This window comes from Streptomyces sp. NPDC020742 (assembly GCF_040641675.1).
GTDB lineage: Bacteria > Actinomycetota > Actinomycetes > Streptomycetales > Streptomycetaceae > Streptomyces.
Genome location: NZ_JBFAEA010000042.1, coordinates 18,582 through 35,577, shown reverse-complemented (window position 1 = coordinate 35,577; position 16,996 = coordinate 18,582). Strand labels below are relative to the sequence as shown.

At 68.9% G+C, this 16,996-nt stretch carries 8 protein-coding genes; 3 read left to right on the top strand and 5 right to left on the bottom strand.

The window, feature by feature from the left end; genetic code table 11:
- The first annotated feature begins 586 nt into the window (after positions 1 to 586).
- The 3 genes from AB0G84_RS35115 to AB0G84_RS35105 are packed head-to-tail and all read left to right on the top strand — an operon-like array spanning position 587 to position 7,622.
- Complete coding sequence (locus tag AB0G84_RS35115; protein ID WP_361330391.1) at positions 587 to 1,744, top strand: hypothetical protein; 1,158 nt, start codon at positions 587 to 589, stop codon at positions 1,742 to 1,744.
- Positions 1,741 to 5,004, top strand: coding sequence for a hypothetical protein (locus tag AB0G84_RS35110; protein ID WP_361330388.1), 3,264 nt, complete (start codon positions 1,741 to 1,743; stop codon positions 5,002 to 5,004). The genes AB0G84_RS35115 and AB0G84_RS35110 overlap by 4 nt, the downstream gene beginning before the upstream one ends.
- Positions 4,998 to 7,622, top strand: a complete 2,625-nt coding sequence (locus AB0G84_RS35105; protein ID WP_361330385.1) for an RNaseH domain-containing protein — start codon at positions 4,998 to 5,000, stop codon at positions 7,620 to 7,622. Before AB0G84_RS35110 ends, AB0G84_RS35105 begins: the two co-directional genes overlap by 7 nt.
- Positions 7,623 to 7,955: 333 nt before the next feature.
- Here the strand turns inward: AB0G84_RS35105 and AB0G84_RS35100 are convergent, their stop codons facing one another.
- From AB0G84_RS35100 to sbcD, 5 genes are all read right to left on the bottom strand, one after another.
- Positions 7,956 to 8,699: a hypothetical protein gene (locus AB0G84_RS35100; protein WP_361330382.1), complete on the bottom strand. Its 744-nt coding sequence runs from the start codon at positions 8,697 to 8,699 to the stop codon at positions 7,956 to 7,958.
- A 288-nt stretch (positions 8,700 to 8,987) separates the two neighbouring features.
- On the bottom strand, positions 8,988 to 11,246 hold the full coding sequence (locus AB0G84_RS35095) for a Helicase associated domain protein (RefSeq protein WP_361330379.1): 2,259 nt from the start codon (positions 11,244 to 11,246) through the stop codon (positions 8,988 to 8,990).
- Between the two features lie 123 nt (positions 11,247 to 11,369).
- Positions 11,370 to 12,377: a hypothetical protein gene (locus AB0G84_RS35090; RefSeq protein WP_361330376.1), complete on the bottom strand. Its 1,008-nt coding sequence runs from the start codon at positions 12,375 to 12,377 to the stop codon at positions 11,370 to 11,372.
- 23 nt (positions 12,378 to 12,400) lie between these two features.
- Entirely contained in the window at positions 12,401 to 15,754 is a 3,354-nt protein-coding gene (locus AB0G84_RS35085; RefSeq protein WP_361330373.1) for an SMC family ATPase, read from the bottom strand.
- 38 nt (positions 15,755 to 15,792) lie between these two features.
- Complete coding sequence (gene sbcD, locus AB0G84_RS35080; RefSeq protein WP_361330370.1) at positions 15,793 to 16,962, bottom strand: exonuclease subunit SbcD; 1,170 nt, start codon at positions 16,960 to 16,962, stop codon at positions 15,793 to 15,795.
- Between the last annotated feature and the right edge of the window lie 34 nt (positions 16,963 to 16,996).

Below are 16,996 nucleotides of genomic sequence, written 5' to 3'. Positions count from 1 at the left end.
CGCCGACTGGGCACGCTGGGAGCGGCTGATCGACGGCGGAGAGCCTGTCGGCTCTTCAGTTGGCCTGACGGCCAACTCCGGGCCTGACGACCCGTAAGGTGACGCGTCGTCATGCCTGGCGGCATGACTGTGTGTTGGCTGTGTTGGCCCTGACGGGCCAATAAAGGAAAGAGGGAGCGGGGCCTGACGGCTCCGCTGTCGCGTGCTCAGGTGTCATGCCTGGCGGCATGACGGTGGGGTGTCGGGTGGGTTCGGGTTCCCTGCCCTGCCGGGCAGGGGTTCGGTGCGTCCCGTGCGCCTACGGCGCTGTGATGTCGTAAAGGTTTTTTAGACAGTTATCCGGTTCCTCTCCCCCTCTGACGTACCTGGGAAGGTGCGCTTTGGCCCTGACGGCCCAACAGAACGGTGCCACCGGGGCATGCCTGCCGGCGTGTCAGGTTTCTTGTAGTTCCCCGCTGCCGCGAGGGCACATCTTTGCCGGTTTTGGAGTGCGTTGTCAGACCCAGCCTGTATGTTCCGGAAGTTGTTGGCCCGTCTTGAAATGAGCCCCGAATACCACTGGTGGGGCGTGGAGGGGTGATGAGCTGTGCCTGTAAGTCAACATGTGGCCGCTCGGAGGATCATTACCGCTGCTCTGCGGGCCGGTGCGGCGTGGATCAACCGGGTTGAGGAGCCTCGGGCGTGGCGGGAGCTGTCTCGTATGCACGGGGTGCTCTTGTCGAGTCTGCCGGTGGGGGCAGGCCCTTCGACCCCTGCCGAGATGATCGACTTGCTGCCGGTGCGCTTACGGGAGTGGGTGCCGTTGGCCTGGGACGAACTTCCTTCTGTCATGGGCGATTTGGTTGTCCTGACGGACAACGATGAGCTGACTGAAGAAGCCTTCGAGGCGGGGATGAACTATCTGGAGGCCCTGTACGGGGACGACGGATATTTCGATCTCGGTGGGACGTGGCTTCCGGCATGGGCTCGGCAGACGGCCGAGCAGACGGAGCGGGCTGCCTTTCGGCACATCCGCTCCGATGGACAGGCCGGCTATGTGGCAGCGCGGACCATGCTGACCGAGGCGCCGTACGGCACGGAGCGAGCGTTGGTCGAGGAGTACTCGCGGCGTGGCGCGGCGCGGATGGACGTGTATCGGCCTGTTCCCTCGGACCGGATGTGGGTGGGGGCGTCGTCGTGGTTGTGGCCGTGTCCGCAGTGCCGGTATCCGATGGTGCTGCGGGGTGGGCAGTTGCGGTGTGAGTATCCACCTCATCAGAGCCGGTTCGGCCTTGTCCCGGGCGGTGGCAAGCGGAGTGGGCCGCCTGTACTGACCGGTGGGCGGGGCCAGTTGGCGACGGCTGCGGAGCCAGCGGAGGGCGTGTTGTGCCTGGACTGGGGGGTGTGGCGGTACATCACCTGTCCCGGGCTGAGTGAGGTGGGTCTGATGCAGTGGCTGGAGAAGCTGGAAGGGGTGCGGGTCGAGCGCTGGGAGAACCTGGACGAGTGGGATGTCGGCGTCTACCTGGCGGACGGGCATCGCTGGCGGGTGGACGTCAAGGACCATCAGGACGCTCAGACGATCATCGACCGGCCGCCTGCCGGGGAGACGGTGGTGGTGCCCAACTACCGGCGCAGTCAGGTCAATCAGCTGCAGTCTGGGCTCGATGCGCTGCGGACTGCTGACGGGCAGCGCTACAGCGTGTTCACGGTCAGCCGTTTCAAGGCGGCCGTGACCCGGCGGTTGAAGGGGGTGGGCGCATGACGTCGCCGAAGAACGCGAGGTACTCCGTCAGCGTGCCGCTGACGCTGCGGGCGGCGATCCTGCTGGCCGCGCGGGTGTTCCCCAACCGGGCGCTGGAGGAGCAGGCGTCGTGGCGGAGTGTGGTGGATCTTGCTGATGCTCACTTCCTGGCCACGGGGCAGATGCATCTGTGGGACGGCTGGTCTGCTTTGGCCCTGCCCGATCAGGTGCGGATCACGCGGATGCTGCGGCAGCGGCCGGCTGTCCTTGCCTCCCGTTCGGTGTTTGTCACGGAGACGGCAGCGGTCCTGGACAGTGGTGAGGCGGTCGAGTTTGCCTCGGCCGATGGGGAGGAGCAGGTGCTGATCCTGCCCGTGGGTGACGAGGAAGCCCTCATCGATGCCTTGCTGGACGAGCTTGAGGACAACGCGGCCAAGGGTCAGTTGCTGCCCAAGCCTGCGCCGCCCGGCTCCTACGTCAGCGACCTGCGGATTAGGGATCCGCTCAGCCCCTCCGGCCGGGTGGTGGACGTCTTCTACGACCTCGACTACCAAGGGCCCGCTGCCCCCGACGTGGTGCAGGAGCTGGGCGACGCCCCGGTCGCGGACGAGGTGGAGATTCCCTTCGCCGACCTGGACGAGATCGCGAGCCGGCTCGATGAGCTGCGCGGGCAGGACTACCGGCGCAAGGCGGTCGCGGACATCAGGCGGCACGCCCGCGGCCGCGACGGCACGGACGTGAGCGAGCTCCTGCGCGTGCAGGCTGGGCCGCTGCGGGTCTTCCACGCCCCCACCGGGATGGGCAAGAACGTCCTGAGTGAACTCGTCGCGGTGTGGTGCGCCCAGCGGGGCCGGGTGATCTCGTTGGTCGTTCCGCAGAGCGCGCAGGTGCTGGCCACTGTGTACCGGCTGCGGCAGGATCTGGCCGATCTGGGGGTCTCCGCACAGGTCACGCCGGTCTGCTCCCCCACCTCCATGATGGATCTGGCCGAGCAGACGGCCGGCAACCTGCAGGACGATGCGGACTTCAGGACCTGGGTGTACCGGGAGATGTCTTACAGCTGCCCCCTGACTGGGCACGCCACCACCTCCTCAAAGGCGGTGGATGCCTGGACGCCGGGCCAGGAGCCGTGCGACCAGCTCAAGCCCAACGGGCCGAAAGCAGAAAAGACCCTGGCTTGCCCGTGGCGCGGCGGCTGCGGGAAGTTCCGCCACCACCGGGCCGCGGCGTCGGCGGACATCCTCGTCACCAACCATGCGAACTTCCTCACCGGGCACATCCACGCGCCGGTGGCGGGCCGGCCTGCCCCAGGACGGCGGATGACCACCGAGCAGCTCCTGCTGCACCGCAGCCATCTGGTCATCATCGACGAGGCCGATGCACTGCAGGCGCAGGCTTTCGACCAGGCGGCCCGTCAGGTGCTGCTGGCCCAGGACGGTGCAGAGCGCACCCCGGTGCGCGAGCTCGACAGTCAGTTCCTGCGCCACTGCCACCGGCTACCGATGAGCCTTGAGCATTACCTGCGGCCGCTGATCAACCACCTGGTGTGGCTGGCCGAGTCCTACGTGTCCCACCTCGTCGGCGGGGTCATCCATCCCGACCGGGAGCGGCGCAGCATGGTGGTGCCGCGCCGCTGGGATGGGATGTTCGCTTCCCGGATCTTCAGGCTGGAGGCTGGGGAGCGGCCCATTGAGCAGCAGATGCAGGCGGTCGACCAGCTCTACAAGCGGGAGGGGCCGCTGGAGTTCGCCGATGAGGTCGAGGGGCTGGCCGAGCTGAGGGAGCTGCTGTCCTCGGTCACGGATCTGGCTGGCGGGTCGGACCGGCTCACCCACGCCACCTTGAAGCGCATTGGGGAAGCGTTTTCGGCGATCACCGGTGAGACGGACGAGAAGCGGCTGTCCTCGCTGGCGCTGTTGGCGGCCCGGCGCGCGTATCTGGAGGAGATGCGCAGCATCCTGCACCGCATCGTCGGTGTCGCTGCACCATTGCAGGGGGCGGGGATCTCCGCCGGCAACGGCCTGGTGGACGCGCTGGCCTCTCATGTGCCGTGGCGGGCTGCCCCCTACGGTCCTTTGGGGCGGGCGCTGTTCGCGTTCTCCGAGACGTTCGATCCTGCCGACCGGCACCAGACGGCGCTGCGGCTGAAGTCCTATGTCGGGGATCCGCACGCTCACCTGGCCTACCTGGGCGAGGTGACCGCGCTTGCCCATACCGGCACCCGCCGGGCAGTGATCGGGATGTCCGCCACGGCGTTCATGCCGTATGCGCCGCGTCATCATCTCTTGCCGGAGCCGGCCTGGTACGTGCCGGACGACGTCAATGGAAGCCTCGCTGTCGAGCTGCAGGCTGGCCAGGACAACGGGGCGGGCATCGTGGTGTCCGGCACTGACGGAGTAAACCGGGAGCGCGCCTATACGGCCATGGGGCGCAGCGTCGGTCAGGACCTTCCCGCGCAGCTCGACGCGGTGGCCGCCGACCCTGCCACGGCGCACCGTGCGTATGCGCTGCTCGCACCGACTGCCTACGACGCTGGTCCCGCGCTCGCCCGCGGCATGATCGACGCGGGGGTCGCGGCATCGGAGATCTGTGTGGCGGTGCGGCCCCAGGAGATGGCCTCGCTGGAGCGCATGCCGCCCGGCTGGGTGCCTATCCCCAGCAACCGGCTCGAGCAGTTCCCCCACGCCGTGGGTCACGGCCGGTGCCGGTACCTGATCGCCCCCATGGCACGGGTCGAGCGTGGTCTGAACATCGTCGACCGTGACGGGCGCTCCCTGCTGCATGTGGCCTGTCTGGTCAACCGGCCCATTCCGGTGATGGAAGACCCCCCGGTGCTGCTGTCCCTGGTCAACTCTCTAGCCTACCGACGGCGGCGGCCCGGTCCGGAGCCTGCGGCAGAGCTGGAGCGGCTGCGGATCGTGGCGGGCCAGATCTTCGATGACATCCGCAGCGGGCAGGGCTACTTCAAGTCGCTGGGCGAGGACGTCAAACTCGCCGTGGTCGCGGAGATCCTGACCCGGCTGATCCAGCTGGGCGGGCGTACCCGGCGCGGCGGGGATCACGGGCGGCTGCGGCTGCTGGACGCCGCCTTCACCCATACCGCCGCCGACTCAACGCTGCCCTCCCTCCTTGAGCAGTTGCGCGGGAAATGGCAGGACGAGGACCACATGCCGCTGATCGACGCCGTCTACCGCACCACTATGACCGATGCCCTGCTGGGGCTGGCGGAGCACTCCCCCACCGGATACGAGAACGAGGAAGAGGAAATGGGCGAATGGTGAGTGACGAGCGCGGCCGCCTGTTCACCCTGTCCTTCCCGCTGGATGACCGGCTGCTGGGTGCTGTGCACGTCTATCCGCAGGACGAGGCGTTCGCGCCGGCCTGGCGGCGGCTGCCCCGGCAGCGGGGCAAGGACGCCGTGCCGCCGATCGCGTCCCTGCAGACAGCGGCGCGCGCCGTGACCGGTGAGCGGCTGGTGTTCACCAACCCTGACCGGCCCGCCAGGACCGGCCGTTGGGCGGGGCGGAGCGTGATCGTCACGCCCAAGGCAGTGGACGAGGCCGTGGTGCGGACCCTGATGCGGGAGTGGGAGACGCGGCTGGACAGGCATGAAGGCCGTGACACCCTCTCTGCCCTGCTGCAGCTGTCCGACGACGGGCCCCAGCCGCTAAGTTCGCTGCTGCACCGCGACACCATGGGGCAGATCACCGGTCCCCGCTGGGCCTTTCGGGTCGCCGGGTGGCGGCTGGCGAGCATGCTGGCCGCCCAGCCGCTCCTGGTCGACGAGACTCTGCCCGGGCTGCGGTTCCACCTCGACAGTGAGGGCGACCTGCTGGCGTGGGAGGCCCCGCTGGTCCACGAGAGGACGTGGATCGACGAGGAGAGCGGCAAGCGCCGGCGCATCGCCGGCTACGCCATGGAACGCATCCACATCGAGGTCGAGCCCGCCCCGGGCGGGAAGAGTCTCGTGGCGCATCTGTCGGCGCGTATCTCGCGTGTCGCCACCCACTACAAGGGCATCCGCAACGTCCTGCTGCGTCATCCCGTCAACCCGGACATCGTTTTCAAGGCCCCGATCAGCACCCGTTGGGAGAAGGGCCCGGACGGGTTCATGCAGCCCGCGGCCGTCCGCTACCGCGGGGCGACGGCACAGATCGTCGAGGCCTGCGGTGTCGGCCGCCTGCCCCAGCCGCCCCTGACGGGGCTGGACGAGCTGGCTGAGGTGCGCGGGGTGCACCGCACGGGCAAGCACCCGATTGACAAAGGCGCCGGGGCGATGTTCCACGCCCGGCTTGAGGAACACGCCGGGCGCGTCTTCGATCAGGCGCCCGTCGTCTACGCCGGGACATCCATCAGGATCAGCAAGCCGGGCGGGAGCCTGCCGCCCTACGTGCCGGCCGGCAAGATGGCCGGCGCCATGACGGGCGCCCGTCTCGATGCGCTGCGTACCGTCGTGCTGTATGAGTCGGCCGAGTGGCACACGCGGGTGATGGGGCAGCTGGGCCGCGACTACGCGCGGCCCGAGCTGGCCGATCTGCCTGACGAGCAGCCGGTGGTCCTGGCGCCTGGGTACGAGCTCGTGACGGTGCGGCTGCCCGAACTGGTCCGTCACGGCAGCCACGACCGCGGCCTGATCCTGAACACTCTGCCCTGGTTCAAGCCCGGTGCCGGGCGGGCCCTGGTCACCGCCCTGTGCGAGACGCGCTACCCCAGTGAGCAGGAGAAGGAAGCGGGGGTGACGGACGCCAAGCACGTACTAAAAGGGCTATTCGCCGAGCGCGGCATCCCCTCGCAGTTCATCACTATGGACTCCGATCCCGGCGACCCGTACCGGCTGAACACGCCCGAGAAGGTCGCGCGGTCCAGGGCCCTCAAGGCGGGTCTGCCGGAGCCGGACGTCGCCTACAAGGACGACCATGCGGTGCAGATCGCGCTCGGTAGCCTGCACTCCGACTCCGGCATCATCGACAACCGCCTGGCTGCCACCGCCTTCCACCGCAACGCCAAGGACACCGCCCTTGACCGGGAGGCCGTGGCGGTGGGCCTGTGGACCCGCTACCACCGCTTCGACGAACGTCCCGGCCGCCCCCGCAAACCGGCCGTGCTCGCCATCACGCTGGTCGCCATGCGGATCCCGCTGGGCGAGGACGCCTACTGGCCCACCCTCATGTATAGCGACCAGGGCTGGCGCCCCCTGGCCCAGGCCCGGGCCCTGCACCATGCCGGCCCCATCGGCAAAAAAGGGCATCACCTGCGGGAGGACCACGGGGGCCCGGACAACGTGCGCACCTACGTGGAGCGGGCACTGGCCGCGCTCGGCGACCGGTTTCCGATCATTCTCTTCACTGAGGAGCGTGAGCGGATCTGGCCCGGGCTGTGCAACGACCGGCTCGGTGACGGCAAGGTTCCCGGACAGAGCCTGATCTCGCAGGGACGGGATGTGGCAGTCGTCAGGGTCGGCAACGGGCAGGGCACACCCCAGCCGTCACGGCGCACCGGCGGCGGGGGCAAGGTGCCGACCAACCCGTTGCAGCCGATCATGCCGGAGAAGATCCTCTACCGTCACGATCACGGGGACGTGGTGTCCTGGCTGTTTTCCGGGCAGTCCCGGCAGCACGCGGGCGGCCAGCGCACCGGCACCCAGTACACACGCCGCACCCTGCCCGGCGGGCAATTGGCCCAGATGGGCGCCCCCTTCCACGCTATGCCCCGCACCGAATACGTCATCGCCCACCACGGCGGCTGGCGTGAGGAGCAGCTGGCAGGTCTTGCCGCGCGGATCTCCGAGCAGGCCGCTATGTGGGACGGGCGGACCAACCTGCCCGCGCCGTTGCATCTCGCCAAGAGCGCTGATGAAAAGCATCCCAGCTTCGTCGAGCAGGAAGGGCTGAGCGAGTAGGTGCGGTGACGGCGGGCGCAGCGGCTTCCAGGCCGGTACCGGCGCAGCCGGGGGCTGTCGACTGCTGCCGTGCCCCGCCGAGCCCAGGGTGAGGCGGGGCGGGCCGGGTGCCCTGTGCCTCCCCTCACCTGTCACAAGCCGTACTGATGGGGACCTCTGAAATCGACCAGGGTTGCTCGCCGCTTCACTTGGTCCGCCGTTTAACGGAGTGGGGAGGTTCCGAACGGAGAGGTTTGGCCACTGCCGCCTGATGGTGAGGAGGCTGTGGGAGATGGCTGAGGGCACGCCCCAAACTGACGGCGAAGGTCACCGCCGGCCCGAGGGGCAGGGCTGTCAGGCCTTCCGCTTCTTCGCCCACACCCGGGCCGGATGCATAAAGGCCAGCGCGTCGTTGGAGGTGGGTGTGGGCGGCGGCCAGGAGAACGCCTCGGTGGGCGGCCACAGCCTCAGCTGCTGCCCGTTCTCGCCGTATCGGGCGGTCTCGTAGCCCGGGTCCAGGCGCAGTGAGGTGAACTGCACAGCAAGGGCGCCGGTGCGCAGGATGACCGAGTAGCCGCTGGTCTTCCCGCCGAGCCTGCGGGCATGGAAGGTTCCCCACTCGTGCTGGTGCTCATCGCCGGGCGGTTCGACATACAGGGCTCGCGCTGTGGTGCGGCGTATGGACGGCTGGCCGTGACGGTGCAACTGAAGGTAGTCGGCGCGCGGAATCACCGTCAGGTCGTCGAGCACGCTCGACTGCACCATCATCATCGACGTCTTCATGGCCCACGTGGCGAGGGCGGTCTGCTCGTCAGGGCCAAGAGTCACCGGCCAGCCGAGCATCACGTGGTGCAGGAACGGCTGAACCTTGTGCTCAACGCGAGACATCCAGACGTTGTTGCAGGTGGAGCAGACGCATTTGACGGTGGCGGTGGCGAAGAGTTCAGCGATCTGCCGGTACTCGCCCTGCTTGGTGCGGATGGTGCGGGTGCCGCCTGCCTTCACGAACTTCTCGGGGGCCTGGCGCCGCAGCCACTGCGGCAGCACGTGCTCACGGCTGCCCGCTTTTCCCCCGCAGAACACACACGTGTTGGCCATGTCGACTCCCCCGGGAGGCCTGGACTAGGGGGAAGCGTATCGACGGCGGCCCCGAGGGCGTGGAGCCTTTCGGTGCAGGGCCGTGCGCGACGGCCAAGTGATGGTCGCCCCCTGGGGGCCCGACACGCGCTCGCGCCGCAAAGGGTGCCTGAAGGTTCTCGCCTCCGTTACAGGGTGCGTTCCCGAACGGCGCAGGGTGAGAACAGTGCGTAGTCAGGCCATTGGCTTGAACCTCTTGCCACTTCGGCTGGCGTCTGGCCGTCTCGTCGAGGAGGTGCGTTCACCTGCTTACAGACCGAGTTCGGTCAGGGCTGCTTGCCTTTGCAAGCTGAGGCCGGAGCGGCGGCGGCGCAGGTTGCTCAGCCACTGGCCCAGGCGCACGGGGTCGCCTTCGATCTTCTCGATGTGGCGCTGGGGGACGTTGAGATGGCCTTCGCGCGCACGGAAGGCCCGTGCGGCGGTCAGCCCGCGTTGGAAGGCACGCTCGCGCGCCGGCAGGCGGCTGTCCGTCGTCGGGGAGGTAGATGTGTCGGGCAGTCCGGTCAGACCCAACTCCCTGAGTAGTGACTTCTGTTCAGGGTGCAGGCTGCTGGTACGGGCGCGCTGTGACTCAAGCCAGCTCTCCGCCTCGGAGGGAGTCTTGTTGGCTGCCAGGCTCTGACGAGCGGCGTGGTAGGCCCGTTGCCAGGTGATCGGCCAGGGCGGGTTCCACCACCGGTCCAGATCGGTGAGGGCGGTGACGCGCTGTTCAGTGAGGGTCTCTGCGCGGGTGCGCTGGGTGGCCAGCCAGCGGCCGAGGGGGAAGCCGTCGTGGATCTCGTCGACGGGGGCGGCGAGGTGGCCGTGGCAGGCGGCGTAGGCGGCGGCGTGGGCCAGTCCGCGGTCGAAGGCCTGCTGGCGGGGGTCCCAGATGATGTCGAGGCGTTCGAGGGCCTGGACCCGTACGGCGTCGAGCGTGCCCTTGGTGTGCAGGTGGCGTTGCCAGGTCAGCCAGCGTCCTAGGGGATGGCCGGTGGGGTCCTCGTAGTTCTGGGGGACGTCGAGGTGGTGGTGGGTGTGGCGGAAGCGGCGGGCCGCGGCGAGTCCGCGGCGCCATTCGGCGCTTTTGGGGGCCAGGACGCGCAGGGAGAGGGCGAGGGCGATCTCGTCGGCCTGGGTGGGACGGTCGAAGCGCAGCCAGGCTTCGGGGTCTTCGGGGGGCGTGGTGGGGCGTTGGGTGCGCGGGTCGGACAGGCGGGCGTCGAGGCGGTCGTCATGGGCGCGCAGGGCCTGGATGGTGCGCCACAGCGGGGTGTAGGCGTCGGCGCCGAGGAGGTCGTCGGGGTCTTCGTCGGGGGTGAGGTAGACGGGGACGACGAGGGTGGCCTTCTTGCCAGCGCCAGGGTGCTGGCGCAGGGCGCGGCCGACGGCCTGGACGGTGTCGACGGGGCTGTTCTTGGGGTCGACGAAGACGACCGCGTCGATGTCGGGCACGTCGATGCCCTCTCCGAGCACGCGAGCGTTGGATAGGACGGCCGGTGTGTCGGGGCTGGTGTGCGAGGTGAATTCGAGCAGGAGGCGGCGGCGGATCTGCGGGGTGTGGCTGCCGCTGACCCAGTCCGCCCACAGTCCCTGGGGGCGCAGGGGTGTCGGAAGGGCGGCGGCTGTCTCCGTCAGGGTGGTGGCGAAGGCTCGGGCGTCGGCGACACGGTGATGGAAGGTCAGGATGCGGCGCAGCTTGTGGTCGTGGATGGCGCGCAGGGCGGCGACCTGGCGGCCGGCCAGGTGCAGGCCGTCGACGCCCGCGCCGGGTCCGGTGGCCAGCCAGTCGCGCAGGTCCGCGTCGGTGACGACGGGGACGAGGATCTGGTAGTCGGCGAGCAGCCCCAGATCGATGGCGTCGGAGAGGTTGAGGTGGTAGGCGACGGGACCGAAGTGGTCTTCGTCGTCCATGGAGGCCACGGTCTCTGCTCCGTCGCCGTCCGGGGCGTCGTCGGGGCCCCAGATGCGGGGGGTGGCGGTCAGGTAGAGGCGGCGGGCGGCCGGTACCTGGTCGTCGTGGTGGACAGCTGCCCAGGCCTTGCCCAGGCGCCCCGCGGTGCGGTGGGCCTCGTCGACGACCACCAGGTCCCACGGCGGCAGGCGGTGGTCGCGGTGGGCGGCGATGACGGCGGGCATGGAGGCGTAGGTGGCGTAGGCGGTGACCGGGCCTGGGCGGGGCGGGGTGGCGAGAGTGGCCAATTCCGCGGGGTCGGTGGTGAGGGGGACATCGGTGCCGAGGGGCTCGTGGTCAAGGGCTTGGCGGGCCGAGCACACTGCGATGGCGGTGCCTTTGCGTCCGGCTGTGTGCCAGGAGCGGATCGTCTGCGACAGCAGGTCCAGTGTGGGCAGCAGGACCAGGACGCGGCCGCGGGCTGCGAGGCGGGCCGTGGTGCGGGCGGCGATCAGGGTCTTTCCGGTGCCGCAGGCTGCCACAACCGTGGCCCGGGGGTGCTCTCGCAGGGTGTGGATCGTGGCGGCGACGGCTTCCTTTTGATGGGGGCGCAGTTCGAGGGATGTGGTGGCCATGGGGGGTGCCGCTCCGGGACATGAGCTGGTGAGGCGGTCATTGGGGCGTTGCCGGGAGATCTACTCGGCAGTGCGGTCGGGCTGCTGGCGTTGCGGGCGTGGGAGCTGGCGGGTTTCTGCGGTTCAGCTTGCCGATGCCACGCGTAGAGCGCGGCTGAGCAGGATGGGGTTGCCCAGGTGGCGGCGTAGGTCTCTCTCCAGTCCGGCGACCGGCACCAGGTTCTGCGGGGCCCGGGTGTCTTTGTACTCGATGCTGGCGTACCGCGGCAGGAAGGCCTGGGAGAGGTTTGCCAGCTCGATCGCCTCGGACGCAGGGATGTCGGCGGCGCATTCCAGCCGTACTACCCCGGCCCACGGGGCGCCGGGTGTGCACGGTAGCCGCAGGTACCACGCGTGGCGGTGCCAGGAGGTGCCCATCAAGAACACCGGGCTGCGTTCGCCTGGGGCCAGGGTGGCGATCATGGCGTGCAGGTCGGGCGGCAGGTAGGCGGTGCGGTGGGACTTGATGAATCCCAGGGCGCGCGGCAGGTGGGTGCGGCCGCGCAGCGGTCCGTCCACGACCAGGAGGTCCGAGTCTTCGGGGACGCCGTGGCCGGTCAGGGCGGTGCGGGCATGGGTGGCGACGAGGACTTCGAGATCGGTGAGTTGGCGTTGCAGTGCCGTCGAGAGCAGCATTGCGAGGTTCTGGTCCTGGTCGTCGGGGGTGATGGTGGCCTTGTAGGTTCCGGCGGTGGTGGGCACGTCGGCGGCGTTGGTGGCGGTGGTGAACAGGCCACGCCGGTAGTCGATGGTCAGCAGATGCGCGCCGCGATCGGGGCAGCAGCACACAGTGCCTGCCGCGTACGAGGCGCACAGCGCCATCCGGGCATCCCGGACTGCGCTGCCGGGGCTTGTGGCCGGTTCAGCGGATGGGGGCTGTTCGATCCAGATGCGGGCCTCGACGCGGCGGATGCCGTCGACGAACAGGATTGCGCCTGGGGCGGATACCTGGGAGGGCGAGATGGGCTTCCAGTCGGCCGGGGCGAGTTCGATGTGGGGGGTGACCTCGGCGGTGGAGTCGCCGATGCCGTTCTCGGCGTTCTCGACACTGGAACCGTAGGTGGGGTCCCAGCCGTCGACGTGGAACCGCATGCGGGAGGCTTGTGCTGCGCTGATCATGTGCCCTGCCGGGTGACGGTGGAGGTGCGGGTGTCGCGCTGGACGTAGAATTGGACCGGAATCTGTTCGGCGAGGGCGGTGACGTGGGTGATCACTCCGACCATCCGCTCTCCCTGGGCAAGGTTTTCCAGGGTGTCGGCGACGGTTTGGAGCGAGTCGACGTCGAGGGTACCGAACCCCTCGTCGAGGAAGATGGACTCCAGTTTCGTGGCGCCGCCCAGGCTGGCCAGTTGGTCGGAGAGGGCCAGTGCGAGGGCCAGGCTGGCCTGGAAGGTTTCGCCGCCGGACAGGGTGCGCACCGAGCGCGAGGAGTCGGCGTCGAAGTGGTCGATGACGTAGAACTCGCCCTTTTGGTGGCTGAGGTCGAAGCGGTCGCCTGACAACTGGCGCAGTGACTGCGAGGCGCCGGCGACCAGGGTGTCGAGGGCTGAGTTGGCGAGCCACTGGGGGAACTTGTTGGACCGCATCAGCCGGGCCAGCTCGGCGGCTACCTGTTGCCGGGTACGAGCGGCGTCGATCTTGTCTCGTATCGAGGCGGCGTCGGCGAGGCTGCGTTGGATCATTTCTACCTGGCCCCGGGCGCGTTCGGCTGCGACCGCCACCATCCGTGGGGCCTGTGCGGCACGCCCCGGGCCGTCAACGAGGTCGTGGGGATCCAGGTCATTGTCGCCCAGGAGTGCCTCCAGGCGGCCCAGGAGCTGGTCGGCTTCGTCGTGGGCGGTCTGAGCGTCGGAATCTGCGCGCAGGGTGGCGGCTTGCCGGTCGCTGGCCCCGAGGCTGGCCCAGCCGGTCAGGATGGACCAGGCGGCGGCGAGGTCGTCGGTGTCGAGGCTCGGTGGATTCAGCGCCGCTACCGCATCCCGGCTGGCTGTCAACACGGATCGGGCACTCGCGGTGCGGTCCTGCCACTGCTCCTGCTCGGCCGCCGCTGCCTTGGCTGTCTTTCGTGTGTGGTTGGTGTCAGCAGTGGCTGTCTTCACGGCCGCCTCGAGGCGGGCGCATTCCTCGAAAAGGGCCGTCAGTTCGTCTTCCGGCGGCGCCTGGTCCAGAAGCGTCTCGAGTTTGCTCAGGCGGTCGGTCAGGGTCGTCTTCTCTAGGTCGGCGGTTGCGGCGTCCCGGACGGCTGTGGTGTGGGAAGCCTGGGCGTCGGCGTGCGCGCGGTCGGCTGCATCCAGCGCAATGGTCGCGTCCGAGTGGGTCTTTTCGGCGTCGGCTGTTTCGACTGCGGCGGCTGCCAGGTCGCGTTCTGCGGTGGAGGTCTGGGTGCAGGCCCAGGCCTCCAGGTCGGCCCAGGCCGCGGTCAGGTCGTCGGCGTCGACGGCCGGCGGGTCGAGAGCGGCCACCGTGCCCAGCGTCGAGTGGAGGGTGCTGCGGGCCCGGTCGAGTTCTCGCTGCAGCGCGGCCGCCGCCGATGTGGCGGAATCGTGAGCAGTTTTGGCTTTCTGTACCGCGTCGTGGGCCTGCTGTTCATCGTCGGTCAGCTGGTCGCGGGATGCGGTGAGTTCGTCGAGTTGGGCGCGGTCGGCGTTGCAGTCGCGGTCGGTGCCGGCGGAGCGGTCGGGCAGCAGCGTGCCCAGCCTCTTATCGAGCAGGGTGCAGTGTGTGGTGAGTTGGTCTACGACTCGCTGTTTGTCGGCGACCGTCGTCTTGGCGTCCTCGTATTGGGCCAGCAGGTCACGGTGTTCTTCTGCGGCAGCGGCCCGCGCCGCCTCGGCTGTGTGAAGAGCGGGATCGGACAGCGGCTGCGGGAGGGTGGTGACGTTCTGCTCGCAGACCGGGCAGGCGTGTCCCACCTGAAGCTGAGGGCGCAACTGCGCGGCACCGGCGAGGGCGCGGGCCTCGTCGACCGTGGACGTGGCCGCGTTCAGGCGCGCTTGCGCGCCGGCCACCGCCTCCGCGGTCCGGCTGGTCGTATCGACACAGTTGTCCAGTTCGCCAGTGGCGTCCGTGAGCACGCCGATGACGTCGAGGAGTTGGTCGAGTGTCTGGTGCGCGTCCGTGAGCCGGCTGCCATCGCCGGCGGCGGTAAGCGCACGGGAGGCCTGCTCATGCCGGTCGCGGGCCGTGGCCAGCTGCCCGGCGGCGGCTTCGACCTCGTTGGAATGAGCTGCGGCGCGGCTGGTCAGGTCGGTGATGCCGTCGGGGGTGCGGACGGCATCCAGCAGTTGTCGGCGACGCTGCAGTTTCTCGTGCGTCTGCCGGGCTTGGTCGTGGCGCTCACGGGCCTCCTCGGCGCTGCCGCGGGCCTTGGCGACGGCGTCCTTCGACGCATTCAGCCGTTCTTCGCACTGCGTCAACTCCCCTTGGGCACGCTCCGCATCGGCGATGACGCCGTCGCGGCGCCCAACCAGGCCTGCCTTCTCGGTGTACCGGTCGCGGGTGACGGTCAGGTCAGTGCGCTGGGGGCCAGACTGAGCCTCTTTGGTGGCGTCGGAGAGGGTCTGAGCGGCTGCGTCGGCGGCGTCACGGGCCTGCCGGGCAGCTATCTGTGCTTGTGTGGCCTGATGTTGCAGCTCTTCGATGCCGTCGGGGGTGCGGATGGAGGTCAGCAGATCGGTCTCGCTGCGCAGCTTGTCGGCTCGAGCGTCGGCTTCGTGTGCGCGGGTGTGTGCCTCGGTGACGCGGGGCACGAGTTGGTCGACGGTGACGGCCAGCAGTTCAAGCGTGGCAACATGCGCCTGTGCGGCGGCCTCGGATTCGGCGGTGGCGTCGGCGTGCCGGCTCAGCTGGTCGTCGAGGACCTCGATCTCCTTGGCTGCTTGGTCGGCCTGGGCTCCGGCGCGCTTGCCGATGCCTTCGTATTGGGCAGCGCCGAGGAGTTTGAGCAGGATCTGCTGGCGGTTGCTGACGTTGGCGGACAAAAACCGAGCGAAGTCGCCCTGGGGCAGGACGACGCACTGGCAGAAGTCGTCGAAGGACAGGCCGAGCAGCTCCTCGATGGCAGTGTTGAGTTCCTTGATTTCCCCGGCCAGTACCTCCGGCTGCGGTCCGTCTGCCTCGACGGCGACTGCGGTGGGGTCGGTGAACTGCAGCAGGCTGACGGCCTTCTGCTGGATCTGCTGGCCGATGCGGCGGACCTCGCGGGCGACCTGGTAGCGCTGCGATCCGACGTCGAAGGTAAGCGAGACCGTGCAGCGGTTGCTCGTGGGGGCGAGCGCGTAGGAGATGGCATTGCTGCGTCCCCACCGGTAGGCCGACCCGTAGAGGGCGAACGTCAGCGCGTCGAGGATGGTGGACTTGCCTGATCCGGTGGGGCCGGTGAGGGCGAAGTAGTCGGTGTCGGTGAAGTCGACCACGGTGGGGGCGCGGAAGCCGGCGAAGCCGTTGAGCTCCAGACGAACGGGACGCATCTGCAGGATTCCTTTGGGCGGAGTGTAGGCCTGGGGCTTCAGAGACGAGTGGTCGAGCGGGTCAGGTCGTCGTGGAGCTGGTTGAACAAAGCCGTGACCCGGTCGTCGCTGACGCCGACGCTGTGGCAGTAATCGGCAAACAGCTGCGCAGGCGTCTTGACGGGCTGGTCGACGCTGATCCCCGCCGTGGCGCCGGTATCCGCATGATCGGGGTGGATCAGGATCTGAAGGGCGTTGGGGAGGGCTTCGTACAGGTCGTCGCGCATGCCGGCGTAGCCGGGCTGGGTGACCACGAGCCTGAGGTAGTCCTCGCCGTAGCTGGCGGGGTCGGCGGTGAGCTGGCCGACAGTTCCCTCGACGGTGCGCAGTCTGCGGCCGGCAGTGACGGGAATGTCGGTGATGTTTGCGGGGGTGCCGGGGGACGCCTCGACGAGGCAGGCGACATGGGTGTTGTTCTGCTCGCCGAAGTCGATGGCGTAGGGGGAGCCGCTGTAGTGCACCGGGCAGGCGGCCGGGATCTGCTGCCTGCGATGCAGGTGCCCCAGGGCCACGTAGTGCGCCTCGGCGGGGAAGATCGCGGCGGGCACATGGTATTCCATGATCGATTGGGCGGGCCGCTCTCCGCCGCCGAAGGCGCCGCCGGTGCAGGTCAGGTGGGCCATGATGATGTTGACGGCGTCCGGGGTGAACGCTCCCGTCAGATTGGCCAGGACATCACGAACGAGCTGGTCGTATGCGCCGACGTTCTGCGACGGGGTGTTGGCGATGATCTCGGCGGCGCGGACGGCGTAGCGCTGGGAGAGAAACGGCAGGACAGCGACGTTGACGTGCTCGTTGGTGGACTTGGCGCGGAAGGTGTGCACGCCGCCCTTCGCGGCTGGTCTGGCCTGTCCGTAGACGTGGATTCCGGCGACGTCCATCAGTGGCTTGTAGGCCTCGAACGTGGCGCCGTGGTCGTGGTTGCCGGCGATGAGGATGACCTCAATGTTCTGCCTGGCCAGGTGGAGCAGGGTGCGCACGACGAGCTTCTGCGCGTCTGCAGTGGGTGCGACGTTTTCATAGATGTCGCCGGCTATGAGGACGGCATCGACGTCGTTGCCGACAGCGATCTGTGTGATCTCTCGCAGGACGCAAGCCTGCTCCTCGAGCCGGTTGCGGCTCTTGAGGGTTTTGCCGATGTGCCAGTCGGAGGTGTGTAGGAACTTCACGGGCGGGTCCTTTGCGGGTGGCTGAAAAAGAGCA